Here is a 16,560-nt window from a genome sequence, read left to right on the forward strand (position 1 = left end):
AAAGATTTGGATGACTATGTCTGGTCATCTTCAAAAGGAAGAAAAAACAGCTTTCAGAACTGGTACTAAAAGTGACGGTTTTTGTATAAATGAAGGGTTTTTAGATGATTTTTGAACATTCCCAAGGATGTGCTTTCTGGATAAAATTATAAATATAAATTGGTAAATCGGTTTAGCACTAAGGACGGTATACGTTGAAGTTTTACGTCATTGATTTCTGCTAACGCAGCGTTGTAAAATGGTGATTGTGATATAACCTCCGGATTAAATTCTGTCTAAAATTTCCAAACAAGCCCTCGTATTGTGATAAGGACATTTCCAGAAACCAATTTTGTCTTCATTGATTTTTGAATAATCTTCATACACACCCCAGAACCATTCTCCGTTTTTTTTGTCGAGCAGATGCTTCTGGATAAATGCCCAAAGGCTAAATACCTTTTTAAGATAACTTTCGTCATCGCTGAGCTGGTATGCATTCAAATAACCCACCATACCTTCGGCAGAAACCCACCATTCCCGGTGTGTGTCCGGATGATGTGTGGAAAGATCATATTCATGGATCAGGCTACCATCCGGCATAAATCCTTTTGCGGCAGAATCTGATATTTTGATTGCAATTTCTTTCCATTTATCCACCAAAAATTCATCATCCAAAGTTTCCGCAGCTTTCTGCAAAAGCCAGGCTGCTTCAATATCATGTCCGTATGAAATAGCGCCGGACTGACTTTCCCATTGATTATTGAAATATAATTGCAGGTGAAATGTTTCCTGATCAATAATATTTTTTTCAAATATTTCCAGCAAATGAAGAATCCGGTCTGCTAATTTTTTTTCCGGCCACACGCAGTACAGATTGACATAAGCTTCAACGATATGTAAATGCGTATTCATTGTTTTTGGGTCGTTCCGGTCTTTTTCACTTAACCGCAAATCTTCCAATGGCTGCCAGTCTGCACTGAAAGCCTCCTGATAGCCACCGTTTTTATGGTCAAAACTGTGCTTTTCAATTAGTTCAAAAAGTGTAATCGCTAAATCGAGAACTTCCTGTTTTTTATTAGTCTTGTAAAATTCACTTAGTCCGTAAATCGTAAAAGCCAATCCATAGATCTGTTTTCTGGTATTCAACGGTTTGCCAGCTGCATCGACCGACCAGAATACACCGCCATTTTCCCTGTCCAGGAAATTATTTTGAATATAAACGTAAGCGCGCTCCGCCAGTTGATAATGAACAGGATACTGGAATTTGTTGAAAGCGGCAGAGAAAGTCCAGAGAATTCTTGCATTCAAAACGCATCCTTTTTCCGCATCATGTTGAACATTCCCTTCGTTATCCATTTTTCCGACAAAACCGCCGTGCTTAATGTCAACAGCATTATTTACCCAGAATTCTAAAATAGAATGCAGTTCGGTTTCAATTTCAGATTTAAATTGTGTCAGTTTTTCTAACATTATATTTTAATAGATTGACCCGTATAGATCAGGTTTTTGTTAATTAAATTTGTCAGAACAGCTACGGAATGCGCCGACCCAAATCCATCTGCGGGCGTATTGATAACATAGTCGAGCAGCTTTTCAAGGGAAGAAGTTGCCACATGCAAACGGGTATCCGAAGAAGCATAATAAATGAAAACGGTTCCGTCGTCATCCAAAATCCAGCCATTTGAAAAAATGACATTGGAAACATCACCAATTCTTTCTTCGCCCTGAGGCGCGATAAAATAACCACCGGGTTTGTAAATCACTTTCGTGAGGTCGTGCAGATCGGTCATGAACATATAAAGCACATAACGTAAACCAGCCGCCGTATTTCTCACTCCGTGAGCCAGGTGAAGCCATCCTTTTTCTGTTTTGATCGGTGCAGGTCCCTGTCCGTTTTTTACTTCGTAAACCGTATGGTAATGTTTTTGATCCAGGATGAATTCCTTTTCAATAATTGCATTGTCAATCGTTTCAGAATAACCAAAACCAATCCCTCCTCCGCGGCCCGCTTCAATAAATCCATCCTGGGGGCGGGTATAAAAAGCATATTTCCCATCAACAAATTCCGGGTGCAAAACCACATTTCGCTGTTGCGCAGAAGGCGTTACAAGATCGGCCAGACGCACCCAGGTTTTTAAATCAGTAGTTCTGGCAATTGCGCATTGGGCAATGGCAGAAGATTCGTCTCCCGGTTTAGCATCTGGATTTTTACGTTCTGTACAAAATAGTCCATATATAAATCCGTCTTCATGTTTAGTCAGACGCATGTCGTAAATATTTCCATCCGGCATATCCGTTTCTGGCATTATTACCGGATGATCCCAGAACTTGAAATGATCTATGCCATTCGGACTTTGTGCAACAGCAAAAAAGGATTTCCGGTCAGAGCCTTCCACGCGTGCCACAACCAGATATTTTCCCTCATGCCTGATCGCGCCGGCATTGAATGTAGCATTGATTTCAAAACGTTTCATCAAAAACGGATTCGTATCCGGATTTAAATCATATTGCCAGAAAACGGGAGCATGGGCAGCAGTCAAAACCGGATGGGTATAACGATCATAAATTCCATTTCCAGGCCAGATGGGCTGGTTTTTTCGGTCAATCAACGCAATATGCTCTTCCTGTATCTGTTTTAGACGTGTTTTGAAAACTGACATGATATCTTGAATATGATTTAGGTGGAAGTAGTATCTTAATTTTCGGCTGGAAGTTTTTTGTACCAGGTTTTCCAAAGCACGATAACGCAAAGCGCGAGTACTGCCGCTGTGATTCCTGTTTGCATAGGCATCATTAAAACTATAAAAACGGGTAGGACAGTGATGGAAGTTTGCCCGATGATGCCAACAACAACGTTGAACATATCCATTTTGAAATTTTTGTTTCCACTGAAAGTTGGATCTTCCTTTATTATTTCCTCTTGAACAGGCTTCCAAAAACCCCAGGGTTTTACGTTTTTATAGAACTTTTTCAGGACTTCGATATCGGTTGGAGGTGTCATGAATGAACCGATTACAGAACCCATGGCTGATAATACCAGAATAACCGGGAAGTAAAAAAGTGGAACGGTATCAATAAAAATGTAGGGCAAAATCATCGCAGATATAATTCCGGCAAACATTCCCCAGAAAAAACCATTGCTGTTAAATCTCCACCAATGCCATTTCAAAACATTTGATGCAATGTATCCGCCATATAAAGCCGACACAATCCATTGTAAAATACTATTGACATCTTTTGCGAAAAACCCGAGAGAAATACTAATGGCTACGACCACGATTCCGGTCAGGTAATTCATTTTATTAATTTGCGCGTTGGTAGCATTTGGATTGAAGGATTTCAAATAAATATCATTGACCATATAAGCCTGTGCTGCATTGAAGGTTCCTGCGAAGGTTCCCATAAATGCGCCCATTAAACCCACCAGCACCAACCCCAAAAGTCCCGAAGGAATGTAGGCATTTAAGACAGCCGGTAAGATCCGTTCAAAATCCTGACCGTTAGACGATGTGATATTGATGTCTTTGTAGAAAAGTAAACCTAAAACTGCAATGCCGATAATGAGCAGATAACGTGTTGGCAGTAATACCACATTCACGATCATACTCATCAATGCTGCTTCCCGAGGTGATTTTGTTGAAAGGATTTTCTGCATATCATAGTTTGGTGCAGGGCCAGCAAGGCTGGAAAGAATACCTTTTGCAGTCATTAAAGCGAAGAAATAGCCAAAAGGAGAAAACCCGTCAGTCGAAATTTTATCATTCACTTCGTTGATATAACCTGTCCAGTTTAGATTTAAATCTTTTCCAAAAAACAAATCGGCCCAGCCAGCCGGAACGGGCAGACTTCCGTGTGCAGCAAGCGCGTTCATTGCAATAATGGCGATGGCGAAAGACACAAAAACCATGATCACATAATGGATCAGATCCGCCCAGACGATACTTTTCATTCCTCCCAGAAGTGAATAAAAAACAGTAAATAATGTGAAAATGATACCATAGGTATGCGCCACATATTCAGGTGCCAGTTTGAAAGGCACATAAGGCTGAACCAAAGGCCAGGGAATAAAAATTTCTATGAATTTCCCCAAACCAATAAATCCGTATGCCATGAAACCCAGACAGCTTAATAAGGCAAAAGCGATGATTATTTTGTGTGAAAGCTGAGCATCTGCTTTATTTCCAAAACGCGTCAGCATCCATTCTGCACCAGTAGAAACATTGGATCGGCGCAGCCAGATGGATAAATAAACCATCATAAAGATCTGGTTGAAAACCGGCCATAGCCAGGGGAGCCAGATACTTTTTACCCCATAAACAAACATGATCGCAACCATCCAGGCTGTACCCGAAATATCAAACATGCCCGAAGCGTTGGAAACACCCAGCATCCAGTACGGCATTGATTTTCCGCCTAGCAAATAATCATTTTTACTTCGTCCAGCCTGTTTTTTTAGTACGATACCTATAACAGTTACCATAACCAGATAGGCGATAATAACCAGGAAATCGACGCGTTGAATTTTCATTTATAAATGTTAGAATAAATGCTGGCTATCCATGATGTCAAGTCAAAGATTGTCATTTATGGTCAGGTATTGTACTGAAATTGATGACAAATGACCAACCTTGACTATAAATGACATTTATTTTTCTGGCAAAAAAAAATGGGCGACATTTCTGCCGCCCACTTCAACTGATTTATTTTTTTAGACTTTCAAAGTCCAGCCAAATATATCTTCTGTTTTTCCTGTACGGATTTCAGTAAGATAATCTTTCACTTTATTTACGAATGAATCTTGTTTCAACTCAGGAAGCGCGTAGTCAACACCTTCATAAGCAATCGTGGCAAACGGAGAAACTACTACGGCTGTTCCTGCACCAAACGCAGATTCCAAACGGTTTTCTTTCAAGGCCTCAATAATTTCTTTGACAGAAACTCTGCGTTCTTCAACCGGAATTCCCCAGTGATTGGCAATTGCAACAATACTTTTACGGGTGATCCCGTCAAGCGTTGTATCAGAAACAAAAGGAGTTACCAGTTTTCCGTCAATCACAAACATCACATTCATTGTTCCGGATTCCTCAATATAGGCATGTTCGCGGGCATCTGTCCATATCAATTGATCATAACCTTCTTCCTGAGCAAGTTTTGCAGGATAAAGTGAACCGGCATAGTTTCCAGCGCATTTCGTTCCACCAACTCCGCCTTCGGCAGCACGGATAAAATGTGTTTCAACCTTTACACGCGGAGGTTTCGCATAATATGTTCCTACCGGGCATGTGAAAATGATAAATGTATAGGTATCAGATGGTTTTACACCAATATATGCGTCAGTTGAGAACATATATGGACGGATATATAATGAGCAGCCTTCTTGTGAAGGAACCCATGCAGCATCCAGGCGCAACAATTCTGTTAGGCCACCCATGAAAACTTCCTCAGGAATGGTTGGCATACACAGGCGTTCCGCGGATTTGTTGAAACGTTTCCAGTTATCAATCGCGCGGAAAAGTAGCGTGTCACCTTCTTCGCTTTTATAGGCTTTCATACCTTCAAAAATCGCCTGGCCGTAGTGTAATGCTGCGGTGGCGGGACTTAGTGAAAGGTCGCCGTAAGGGACGATCCGTGAATTTTGCCACTGACCATCACGGTATTCGGCAATGAACATATGGTCGGCGATGTTCCGGCCAAAAACAAGATTGTTAAAATCAACCTCCTGCAAACGTGAATTATTTGTTTGCTGAATCTCTATTTGCAATGTGTCGGCAGTCATAAGCCCTAAATTTATGCTGAAAATTAAGTAGTTCCTGGGAATTATATTGGTTTCGCAATTTAATCAAATTAAACTAACAAAAGGAAGATATTTAGTATAACAATTAATTTTTTGAGGCAATACGTGGTTTCCAGGTAACTTCCTCAATTCCGAGCTCAAAAGTCATAGCGCGGCATAACATAAAAAGGTAGTCAGACAGGCGGTTAAGGTATTTTACCACGCTTTCTTCAACTTCTTCCTGCGTTTGTAAGTGGATCACGCCACGTTCGGCCCGGCGGCAAACGGTACGGGCTACATGACCAAATGATACGGATTGATGGCCTCCCGGAAGCACAAAGGCACGAAGCGCAGGAACGACCGCATCAATTTTATCCATTTCCTCTTCCAGAACCTTGATATCATTCTCTGACAGGTCGGGAAGAATTTTCTTTGTTTGCTCTGGTTCAGAAGCCAAATGAGAGCCAATCGTAAACAATCTGTCCTGGATTTCTTTCAATAAATCACGACGGTTTTCATTGACAGGCTGATCACGGAGCAGACCGATGTAACTGTTCAATTCGTCAACGGTTCCATAAGCTTCAATACGGATATGAGCCTTGCTGAGTCTTGTACCACCGATTAGAGAAGTCGTGCCTTTATCGCCGGTTTTGGTATATATTTTCATTGAAAAGATGATGGTTATAAATTGTTTCGGTACGCTGTACCTTTATGTATCGGAACGACAATTACAATGCTACAAATATTACGCCGCTCTGCGGCTTATCAATTGAAATGTTATGAAATATTGATGGAGTGAGATTAATAAATTCATATACTCACATAGTGATTAGGTTTTGGAAAGTCTCCAACCTAATTTTGCACCCGAATTTATGGCGAAAACAGAAAAGATAAGGAGGATTATTATTTCATGAAAATTGGAACATTTAGTATAAAAGTATGGCGTTGGTTCTCGATGCTGTTTGTTATCGGCTCGTTGATGTGGACATATTCTGTTTTCCCAGAGCAGGTTGCAGTGGATTTTGCAGCTTCGGGGCTGGCAGAAATTTATGTCAATAAAGAACATTTGTTTTATATTATTATGGGTTTTTTCATCCTGAATAATGTAGTGATCAGTGCATTTGCAAAACGGATTCCCAAAATTGAAGCTTCGCATTTTCCTATTCCCAATAGAAAAATTTGGGCTCTGCCTCAGTATAGACCTTTATTGAACGAACACTTAATTAACTGGTTGTTTTGTATTGTGGCCGGGATTAACACGGTGATCGGATTTAGTCTTCTTGCATTGGCAACCATCAACAGCAATCAGTTTAAACTAAGCGTTTTTGATTTTGTATGGGTTTCTTATTTGGGACTTGCGCTGTTGTTATTGATTTTCCTTTTTCCACTACGTTTTTTAAAAACACCAACACCGGAAGAGGAAGATACTTACTAAGATCAGATGGAAAATAATTGGCTGGAAAGGGCTGAATCTATTCGTATAGAATCCTTTAATTATGATTTGCCTGACGAGCGTATTGCACGTTATCCATTAGATCCACGTGATAGCTCCAAACTTTTAGTTTATAATCAGGGCAATATTCAACACCAGAAATTTACGGATCTGGTTGAAAATCTGCCGGAAAATACGCTTCTGGTTTTTAATGATACCAAAGTAATTCCTGCGCGCGCTTACTTCCAAAAGGAAACCGGTGCTACAATTGAAATCCTTTTATTACACCCCGAATTACCGACAAGGATCATTAACGATGCAATGCTCGTCCGTGATTTCTGCGTTTGGGAATGTATGATTGGCAATAAAAAGCGTTTTAAATTGACTGATACGCTTTCTACGGATCTGATGGTAAACGGTTTATCTGTGAAACTCAGGGTTGCTTATCATGATTATGAAAAAAATCATGTCAGACTTTGGTGGGATCAGGATATTGAATTTCTCGATATTGTGCAGGCACTGGGCGAAATTCCTCTGCCGCCATATCTTAAAAGAGATACGGAAGAAGGAGATAAACAAACCTATCAAACCGTATATGCGCGCCAGAACGGAGCGGTAGCAGCGCCAACTGCCGGACTACATTTTACGGAAAATGTTTTCAGTAATCTGGCCAAAAAGGGTATCCGGCGCTCATTTCTTACCTTACACGTAGGAGCCGGCACGTTTCAGCCAATAAAAGCGAACTCGGTTACGGAGCATAAAATGCATTCCGAACAGGTTGTATATTCCCGTCAGTTAATTGACGAACTGCTTAAAAATACTGAATCCATCGTTCCTGTTGGCACCACTTCATTGCGGTCACTGGAAAGTTTGTACTGGTATGGCGTAAAATTGTTCAGAGCTGAAACAACAGTTTTCAACATTGAAAAACTTTATCCATACCCGTTTTCGCCGGATGAACTTCCGACAGCTCACGAATCGTTAACAGCAATTGCTAATTATATGGATTCGGAGAAACTGGATGAAATTGTTGGTGAAACGGAGATCTTTATATTTCCTGGATATAAGTTTCGTTTGTGCAAAGGATTGATAACCAATTATCATCAGCCTGGCTCAACGTTGATTTTATTGGTAGCAGCTTTGGTAGGAGAGGATTGGCAGCGGATATATAAAGAGGCAATGGATAATGGGTATCGGTTTTTGAGTTATGGGGATAGTTCTTTGTTGTGGCGGGGTGAATAATGACTTTATGATAGAAACAGCGTATTATATTTAAAATATTAATACGATCATATGTCGGGCAAAAATAATAATCTTTCCAAGTTATTGAGGTTCAGGAAAATAAATGGAGCCCGATGTGAATGTTATAATGGGCATTTATTTATACTTCCAGAAGAATCGGGGAATCACAATAGAATAATTCATAGCATTATAAAATCCTTTAATGTAGCTATTCCTCAATCACAATCAATTTTTGCGGCTGAAAATGTGATTTTGGAAACTGTTGAAAATTATTTCAGCTCTGATGTGATGTTGATACAACAATCAGAAGGCATTACTACAAAAACAATTGCACGCCGGCCATTTCTTTTGGCAGAGGTGAGCTCAGAATTTTCATCCGGCCGTGATAGGGGATATAAGCTTAGGGAATATCTCAAAATTTCTTCTTTACAATACTACCTGCTCGTTTCTCAATACGAATGTTATGTTGAGCTTTACACAAAAACAGATCAGGAAGGCGTCTGGACTTATCAGTCCTTTAAGAAACCAGATGCAATTATTTCTTTTGATCTCTTAGATTTTACAATGCCGGTTTCAGCTGTTTATGAAGGGATTGTATTTCTGGATGAGGAGAAACCGGAGTTTGAGATTTAGTCATTTCCCTATGAGATTTCGTTTATACTCGCTGTTGGAGGTAAAAAGTTATCACCTGTTACAACACTTTTCCCAGTTTGCCCTTCAAGTTCTTTTCTTGCGTTTTTAGCTACTGAACCACCTTTTTTGCTTGCTTTTGCATTCTCATTAAGGCCTTGTGCTTGTTCACTTTCTGCAATTTGTCTTGTTGATAATTCAGCTAAGGCGTGAAAATTAGCTCTGCCTCACTCATGTGGTCGCGAAGAATTTGGGTCTTCAAACCTTTCAAGTCTTTATGTTTTTTTACTGTTAATCCTGTCCATTCTTCATGAATAATGTTGGTTAACAAAGCAAACTCATCTTTTTTTTCGACGCCGCTATCTTTCCAGTAATCCGTTAATTTATTCCGGGTTTCTTGTCCGCTCATTCTTTGCTGAATCCATTTTTCACTTCGACCCAGTTTTTGCCAGTTTTCTCTTGCACGGTCCAGACTTTGTTCCGGATTTGCAATTTCCTGCATACGCTCGTAACCAACTTTTGCAAGCCATTGTTTAAAAGGTTCGGCTTTTGGAGATGGGACGGATTGAATAATTCTTAAAAGTTGTTCAGTATCAGCAACATCCTTTAAACGCATTTTTCCGTCCGCTGCAACCATTTTCAAAGCGTGACAGTTTGTCACGGTTTGATTTCCTTCTTTTTTTAAGCGCTCTTTTAGTTTGCGCCAATAGGCCAGCGGATCGATACTTTCCGTAAGAATGGATACAACATCCGTAATAGAAAATACCAAACCTCTTTCTCTGCATCCCAATGGCTACGAACTTTCTTTTCTTCAAATAATTTAATATTGCTCATGTCAAAATTGCTGATGAATTTGATTTATAATCCCGATTAAACTGGTCAGATTTAATATAAATCAAATATACAATTTAGCTTTTGCACCTCCTTGTTGAAAGTTGATATAAGCAAAATTTGAATAAAATGTAAAGGATTATTTAATCCCAACCACTTCACTCACCGCTGAAACCCCATTCTCATCAAAAGTTTCAATAGCAAAATAGTATGGCACGCCAACATTCAAAGCCCGCAGTTCAAATGTATTTGGCTCGTCATTCCAGAATTGATAGGTTTGATATAATTTGTCAGGAGCAATGCCCCATAGTACGTTATAACCCACGGCACCTGGTACTTTCTCCCAGCTCAAATCTACATTTCGCTGATCTTTCTGGCGAACGGCTGTAAATTTTCGAGGTGTGGCAGGTATTTTTCCAAAACCATTTCCGAAAACCCTGATTTCACTTATTGCTAAAACGGGAGAAGCAACATGAACATGTTCATACCGGACATAACGCGCCTTTACAGGTTTCTTCAATTCGATATAAGCACAAGGACGGTCGCGTTTTGGTTCTTTACTTAGATCACTTACAACCTCCCATTTTTTACCGTCAGGGGAAACCAGAATTTTAAATTCAGTATATACCTGTTCCGGCTTGTTATCAAAAATATCAGATTTGTAGTCCGTATAATTTATCTGAATGGCTTTTACTTCCTGTTCTTTTAGCAGATCGACCGTGAGTGTTTCGCCAGGTTTATTTTGTTTCGCTGCCCAGAAGGTCCGCGGATTTTCATCAGTGATTTTACTGGCTGACATAGTATCCAGTGTGGATGATGCCGTAACTGGTTTTTTATAAGACAAAAGCATCCAGCCTGTAAACAATTCATCGCCTTTTCCATTCCACTTTTTCGTAGTCATTTTATGTGGAAAATCGCCGAAACGCGTGTTGGCAAACATTTGTCCATCTTTATCAAAACCCGCCGGATGCATCACAATGCGCCTTTCCATCGCCCAGTTTAATCCGATCCAGGATGTGCCTGTGTTCCAGTAATTGCCATAATTATCCTGAAATGTATTCCCATGCCCTGCGCCAGTCGCGAATCCTCCGGGTTTGTAAGAAACCGGATTATATGGCGCATATGTAAATTGGCCGAGCGGATCATCTGCTACATAAGTGCCGTTGGCATATACATTATATTCCGTCCCCGGCGCGCCGTATTGCAGATAATATTTTCCTTTATATTTTGTCATCCAGGCACCTTCTGTAAAAGGTTTGAAAGGATCTGAATGATTCGGGCCGAAGCGCTCCCAGCCATGTTCATATTGGTTTAGCCAGAACATGGATTTGTACTGATCTTTGAAAGCCAGTTTTTTCGAATGATCTAGTTCCGCACCAAAAATCGGATAAACATTGGAAGAACCCCAATACATAAACCAGCGGTCTGTATCAGGATCGTGGAAAAGTGCAGGGTCCCAGGGGCCAATATCTTTGGGTAAACGCGGCGTCCAGCGATTATAGAATTCCCAGATTCCTTTTTCAGGGGCTACCGAATAAAGGATTGGACGGGATTCAAAAGTAGATTGAAATAGAAATAATGTATCCTTAACCGATACGGCGGCAGGTGCGCACATATCTTCAAAAGGCCAGCGATTTGCCGTGATATACTTCCAGTTCAGCATATCCTTCGAGTGCCAGTATCCACCGGAAATGGTTACAAAAAGAAAATATTCTGACTTATGATTGACGATAACCGGATCGGCCCCAGAGCGATAAGAAATCTTTTCATTCAACTGTTCAAAATTGTATTTATAATCAATATCCATTGGATTGCAGTATGTTGTCGGCTGCTGGGCAAAATCCGGATTTGAAACAATACAGAATAATGATGTGTAGAATAGTAAAATGTTTAGTTTGGATAGCATGTGGATGATATTTTTATTTAATAATTTCTTTTTATAGTTCTAAAATAAACAATCTAATTTACATTAATGCAGGAATTGATTTCTAATTTCATACATCAAACCAGATAGCTTTCCTAAATCTGCGACGTTTACCAAAATCAATCTATCTTTGCAGCTTGATTTTAAAAATTGCCAAATAGTATAAAAATGAGAACCGATTTCATTGAAGAATTGCGCTGGCGCGGGATGTTGCACGACATGATGCCAGGAACGGATGAGCAACTTAATAAAGAAATGACCGCCGGTTATATCGGTTTTGACCCAACGGCTGCTTCCCTTCATATCGGTAATCTGGCGACTGTCATGTTGCTTGTTCACTTACAAAAGGCAGGACATAAGCCAATCGCATTAATTGGAGGAGCGACAGGAATGATCGGTGATCCGTCTTTTAAAGCAGCAGAGCGTTCTTTTTTAGATGAGGATACATTGCATATCAATCAGGAAGGAATCCGTAAACAATTAGAGCAATTCCTTGATTTTGATTGTGGTGAAAATTCCGCTGAGATGGTTAACAACTACGACTGGTTCAAAGAAATTGGATTTCTTCAGTTCCTTCGTGAGGCCGGTAAATATTTGTCGGTTAACTATATGATGTCTAAGGATTCTGTTAAAAAACGCCTGGAAACGGGAATTTCTTTTACCGAATTCTCATACCAGCTTTTGCAGGGCTACGATTTTTATCATTTATACAAACATAAAAACGTCCGTTTGCAAATGGGCGGTTCGGATCAGTGGGGAAATATCACAACCGGAACGGAAATTATTCGACGTAAGGAAGGAGATGAGGAAGGTTATTTCAAAGCTTATGCTTTAACAACGCCTCTGGTTACGAAATCGGACGGATCGAAATTTGGGAAAAGCGAAGGTGGAAATATCTGGCTGGATGCCGCCAGAACTTCACCTTTTGAATTTTACCAATTCTGGTTAAATCAAAGTGACGAAGATTCTCCAAGATATTTGCGTGTTTTTTCTCTTAAATCAAAAGAAGAAATTGAAGCTTTGGAAAGTAGTCATGCTGCTGAACCACATCTGAGAATCATGCAAAAGGCTTTGGCAGCCGAGCTGACAACAAGAATCCACTCAGAACGCGATTACCAATTGGTATTAAAAGCATCAGATGTTTTGTTTGGAAAAGCTACTTTGGAAACGCTGCAAAGTATAGCGATTGACGAATTTGATACAATTTTTAACGGAGTACCCCAAACAGAAATTCCCCGTGCAGATTGGGATTCAAGTGCAAATGTGCTTGACCTGATCTCAACTGTAACGAATGCAGAAATATATCCGTCAAAAGGTGAAGCGCGTCGTGCGTTGCAACAAAACGCGGTTAGTATTAATAAAGTAAAAGTTTCGTCGCCGGAACAGTCTCTTGCTGATTTTCAACTATTACAAGACCGATTTATTCTTGTATCAAAGGGCAAGAAAAATCATTTAATCAGAGTTTTGTAATCCGACAGGTTTTATAATAAACAAAGGCGAAATGATCGATTCATTTCGCTTTTGTTTATTTATATCTGACTAGCTATCTAATCGTAAAACTCATATCAACATAGGACGGTTCATTTAAAGAAAACCCGGCCTTTTGATACAGATTTATAGCGGATTTATTTTTCTGGTTTACAGAAAGAATTGTTGTTTTGCAATTTTTACTTCTAAGCCATTTCAGACTTTCCAGCAATATGGAATAGCCTATACCTTTTTTTCGATCTTCGGGTAAAACAAAAAACTCATTAATATAGGCCACTTTTTGGTTTGCCTTTTCAATGCTTAAAAAACCATATCCCACGATTTTCTTTTCTCTCTTACAAATGATGTATGTACAATTATCATCCTCTAAAAATTTGCGGAGATATCTTTTATTCCTGGTGTTTGCTTTATCAGCGTCGTAAACTTCATTTTTTTCTTCAGCCAGGTATTTGTAAAATTCGTCTACTGTTATAATCAGACTTCTAAAGTCTTCTATGGTCGCATTTTCATATTTTAAAGTCATTTAAGTTTTTAAAATAAGACTAAAAGACCCGTTGCTAGTAACGAAATGTCGGATTTATTTCTTCCCGGAAAACGAATTCAAAATGGGTGCCGCAGTTGGATTATATTGATATGTTTGCCAGGTTTCATCCTGATATATTTCGACTACTCTATAACCTTTGTAAGTTGTACCCCAATTTCCGCCGAAGTGTCCATCAAAGAAATATGGTTTTCCACCCAGGTTTTTCTGGCTGTCCTGGTCGTGATCATGGCCGTGAAAAATTGCTTTTACATTAGGCGTTTTTTCAAACAATGCAGTTACTTCCTTGCAGGCTACGCCACCGGAAGTCCATTTTTCGGGTGTGATATGTAAGAAAATATAAATTCCTTTTGCAGTAGAATATTTATCGATTTCAGACTTTAACCATTGAATATCAGGACAAACGTATTCTCCTTTTTCATTGGAAGTATCGCCCAGAATAAAAGCATATTCTCCTTTGGCAAAACTATGGTTGGTAGGATAGCCCCAGGTGCTTTGCCATACATCAACACCTACTTTATCATGATTCCCCCGTGTTACATAATAAGGAACGCGAAGATTTTCGAATGTAGATTTAACGTCATACAAAAGCGTCGGATCATCATGAATTAAATCGCCGTTGATAACGGTAAAATCCACGCCTTTTTGCACTTTTTCCTGATTTATCCAGCCAATTAAATCACTGTGGTATGCTTTGAAATCTGTATCCGGCTGACCATAATGGCCGTCGGATGCAACAATAAAGCGTAGAGCCAATTTAGCAGCACCTGGCTCATTTTTAGTTAAATTCAAAAAGGGCAGTCCGGATATTGCTGGGAAAAATTTTAAAAAAGTACGTCTTTCAAAAATCATATAGGTCAATCGTTTAGGGGGCAATGCGGATTTTTTAAGGATGTTTTACCAAAAATAGTTATTCATAGTTGATATTTTATCTTTATTCTTGCGTCTCATTGTCAAATAAACTTTATCACTTCAATTTCAGTATGGATCGTCTCATTCTTCAAAAAGCGGCCTCTTATTGTGCCTATCAGGAAAGGACTCAGGATGAGGTGCGGAAGCGGTTACAGAAGTGGGAAGTATGGGGAGAAGAAGCGGATGAGATCATAGCTGAGCTGATCACCATGAATTATTTGAGTGAAGAGCGTTTTGCCAAGACCTATGCAGGCGGGAAATTCAGAATGAAAAACTGGGGCAAAATGAAAATTAAACAGGAACTTCATCGTCGCGGACTTACAGATTACAGCATTCAGCAAGGAATGAAAGAGATTCCGGAACAGGCATATCAAACGGGTTTGAAAGAATTGTTAACCAAAAAAAGAGAACTTCTGGCCAGGACAGAAACGGACAAATTTAAACTCAGGCAAAAACTAGCCCGCTTTGCATTGGGAAAAGGCTATGAAAGTGAGCTGGTCTGGAAAACAATCGAAGAGCTTGGATAGTCTGTCCTAGTGGATAACAAAAATTGAAAAACGGGATAGTCATTAAATTATAATATTTTAACTATTTTATTATAGGAAATTGCATCAAAAACAGCAAATTTTACTATATTCATTTACGATAATGGCTTGATAATTTAAGGAATAAAAATATGCCCTAACCCGTCAGTGGCAAACGATGATTGAAGAAATGTTGAAAAAAAAGCTTAAAATTCTGGTCAGCAGAATAGATGCAATCGGAGATGTGATTCTGACAATTCCAGTCTGTGATATTCTAAAAGACCATAAAGATATTTCTGAGGTGCATTTTCTAGGTAAATCTTACACCGAAGATGTTGTGAAAACCTGTACTGCAATAGATAAGTTTATCAATATTGACATAATAAATAAATTGGAGTATGACGATCAGATAGCATTTTTGAAGAAGGAAAAATATGACGCCATTGTTCACGTTTTACCAAATAAGAAAATTGCTAAACTAGCGCAGGATGCAAAAATTCCGGTAAGAATTGGCACTACAAATCGTTGGTTTCATTGGATGACCTGTAACAAACTGGTGAAATTAAGTCGCAGAGGATCTGATCTGCACGAAGCGCAACTGAATATAAAACTATTAAAAGCACTTGACATCGAAGAGTTGGTGCCTTTAAATGATATCTTCCGTCATTTCAGAATGACAAATATTTCACCGTTGCCAAAACGGTTGCTTGCTTATTTACAAAAAGACAGGCTGAATATTATTTTACACCCGAAATCCAATAAAAGTGCAAGGGAATGGGGGTTGGAAAACTTTGCAGATCTGATCCATCTTTTACCAAAAGATAAGTATAAAATATTCATTTCGGGCACAAAAGCCGACGGTGTTTCCATGCGCGGCTGGCTTTCTCAGCTTCCGGAGCACGTGGTGGATATGACGGGAATGATGAGTCTGAGAGAGTTTATTTCATTTATTTATCATTCCAACGGATTAATTGCAGCCAGCACAGGGCCATTGCATATTGCCGCTGCACTTGGGAATAACGCACTTGGTTTGTATCCGCCAATGCGCCCGCTTTTTCCAAGACGCTGGGCACCGATAGGTCCAAAAGCAGCATATTTAGTAGGGAAGTCGGCCTGCAATAAATGCGAGCATGATGTTTCAAAATGTGAATGTATGAAACAGATCACTCCGATTGAAGTGGCGTCGGAAATTGGAAAGTGGAAAAAATCTTAGTGTCAACTGTCAGTATAAAATCTTGATAAAAGAAGGCCTTATAATCATCGGAAATTTTATTCCGGTGATTA

15 protein-coding genes are annotated in these 16,560 nt (G+C 39.5%); 6 read left to right on the forward strand and 9 right to left on the reverse strand.

The features are described 5' to 3' along the window. Nucleotides 1–264 precede the first annotated feature (264 nt). The 5 genes from LXL81_RS13885 to LXL81_RS13905 form a co-directional block, all read right to left on the reverse strand. The gene (locus LXL81_RS13885; protein ID WP_234647388.1) at nucleotides 265–1,449 is read right to left on the reverse strand and encodes an AGE family epimerase/isomerase; all 1,185 of its coding nucleotides are present in this window, start codon (nucleotides 1,447–1,449) and stop codon (nucleotides 265–267) included. Beyond that, complete coding sequence (locus LXL81_RS13890) at nucleotides 1,449–2,639, reverse strand: glycosidase (protein WP_234647389.1); 1,191 nt, start codon at nucleotides 2,637–2,639, stop codon at nucleotides 1,449–1,451. Before LXL81_RS13890 ends, LXL81_RS13885 begins: the two co-directional genes overlap by 1 nt. Before the next feature lie 35 nt (nucleotides 2,640–2,674). Further along, complete coding sequence (locus tag LXL81_RS13895; RefSeq protein WP_234647390.1) at nucleotides 2,675–4,507, reverse strand: sodium:solute symporter family protein; 1,833 nt, start codon at nucleotides 4,505–4,507, stop codon at nucleotides 2,675–2,677. Nucleotides 4,508–4,687: 180 nt separating this feature from the next. After that, nucleotides 4,688–5,755 (reverse strand): branched-chain amino acid aminotransferase, encoded by a 1,068-nt coding sequence (locus tag LXL81_RS13900; protein WP_234647391.1) that lies wholly within the window; start codon nucleotides 5,753–5,755, stop codon nucleotides 4,688–4,690. A gap of 103 nt (nucleotides 5,756–5,858) precedes the next feature. Then, on the reverse strand, nucleotides 5,859–6,419 hold the full coding sequence (locus LXL81_RS13905; protein ID WP_234647392.1) for a cob(I)yrinic acid a,c-diamide adenosyltransferase: 561 nt from the start codon (nucleotides 6,417–6,419) through the stop codon (nucleotides 5,859–5,861). Nucleotides 6,420–6,662: 243 nt separating this feature from the next. Between LXL81_RS13905 and LXL81_RS13910 the strand changes: the two genes are divergently transcribed. From LXL81_RS13910 to LXL81_RS13920, 3 genes are read left to right on the forward strand one after another with little or no spacing between them, the layout of a single operon-like run. Next, nucleotides 6,663–7,187, forward strand: coding sequence for a hypothetical protein (locus tag LXL81_RS13910; protein ID WP_234647393.1), 525 nt, complete (start codon nucleotides 6,663–6,665; stop codon nucleotides 7,185–7,187). A 6-nt stretch (nucleotides 7,188–7,193) separates the two neighbouring features. After that, nucleotides 7,194–8,426, forward strand: a complete 1,233-nt coding sequence (locus LXL81_RS13915) for an S-adenosylmethionine:tRNA ribosyltransferase-isomerase (protein ID WP_234647394.1) — start codon at nucleotides 7,194–7,196, stop codon at nucleotides 8,424–8,426. A 51-nt stretch (nucleotides 8,427–8,477) separates the two neighbouring features. Continuing rightward, the gene (locus LXL81_RS13920) at nucleotides 8,478–9,059 is read left to right on the forward strand and encodes a Uma2 family endonuclease (protein ID WP_234647395.1); all 582 of its coding nucleotides are present in this window, start codon (nucleotides 8,478–8,480) and stop codon (nucleotides 9,057–9,059) included. A 199-nt stretch (nucleotides 9,060–9,258) separates the two neighbouring features. On the opposite strand, the gene LXL81_RS13925 is transcribed toward LXL81_RS13920, so the two are convergent. Beyond that, on the reverse strand, nucleotides 9,259–9,846 hold the full coding sequence (locus LXL81_RS13925; RefSeq protein ID WP_234647396.1) for a Bro-N domain-containing protein: 588 nt from the start codon (nucleotides 9,844–9,846) through the stop codon (nucleotides 9,259–9,261). A 180-nt stretch (nucleotides 9,847–10,026) separates the two neighbouring features. Then, the gene (locus LXL81_RS13930) at nucleotides 10,027–11,793 is read right to left on the reverse strand and encodes a discoidin domain-containing protein (protein ID WP_234647397.1); all 1,767 of its coding nucleotides are present in this window, start codon (nucleotides 11,791–11,793) and stop codon (nucleotides 10,027–10,029) included. A 186-nt stretch (nucleotides 11,794–11,979) separates the two neighbouring features. Between LXL81_RS13930 and tyrS the strand changes: the two genes are divergently transcribed. Further along, nucleotides 11,980–13,281: a tyrosine--tRNA ligase gene (gene tyrS, locus LXL81_RS13935; protein WP_234647398.1), complete on the forward strand. Its 1,302-nt coding sequence runs from the start codon at nucleotides 11,980–11,982 to the stop codon at nucleotides 13,279–13,281. A 73-nt stretch (nucleotides 13,282–13,354) separates the two neighbouring features. Here tyrS and LXL81_RS13940 read toward each other — a convergent pair whose 3' ends face one another. Both LXL81_RS13940 and LXL81_RS13945 read right to left on the reverse strand, forming a co-directional pair. Further along, nucleotides 13,355–13,822: a GNAT family N-acetyltransferase gene (locus LXL81_RS13940; protein WP_234647399.1), complete on the reverse strand. Its 468-nt coding sequence runs from the start codon at nucleotides 13,820–13,822 to the stop codon at nucleotides 13,355–13,357. 54 nt (nucleotides 13,823–13,876) lie between these two features. Continuing rightward, a complete protein-coding gene (locus LXL81_RS13945) occupies nucleotides 13,877–14,692 on the reverse strand; it encodes a metallophosphoesterase (RefSeq protein ID WP_234647400.1) in 816 nt (271 codons plus the stop codon). A gap of 131 nt (nucleotides 14,693–14,823) precedes the next feature. Here LXL81_RS13945 and LXL81_RS13950 point away from each other — a divergent pair, with 131 nt between their 5' ends. After that, a complete protein-coding gene (locus LXL81_RS13950) occupies nucleotides 14,824–15,279 on the forward strand; it encodes a regulatory protein RecX (RefSeq protein ID WP_234647401.1) in 456 nt (151 codons plus the stop codon). Between the two features lie 187 nt (nucleotides 15,280–15,466). Then, nucleotides 15,467–16,489, forward strand: coding sequence for a glycosyltransferase family 9 protein (locus LXL81_RS13955; protein WP_234647402.1), 1,023 nt, complete (start codon nucleotides 15,467–15,469; stop codon nucleotides 16,487–16,489). Nucleotides 16,490–16,560: the final 71 nt, after the last annotated feature.

It is taken from the genome of Dyadobacter sp. CY356 (assembly GCF_021440195.1).
Classification (GTDB): domain Bacteria; phylum Bacteroidota; class Bacteroidia; order Cytophagales; family Spirosomataceae; genus Dyadobacter.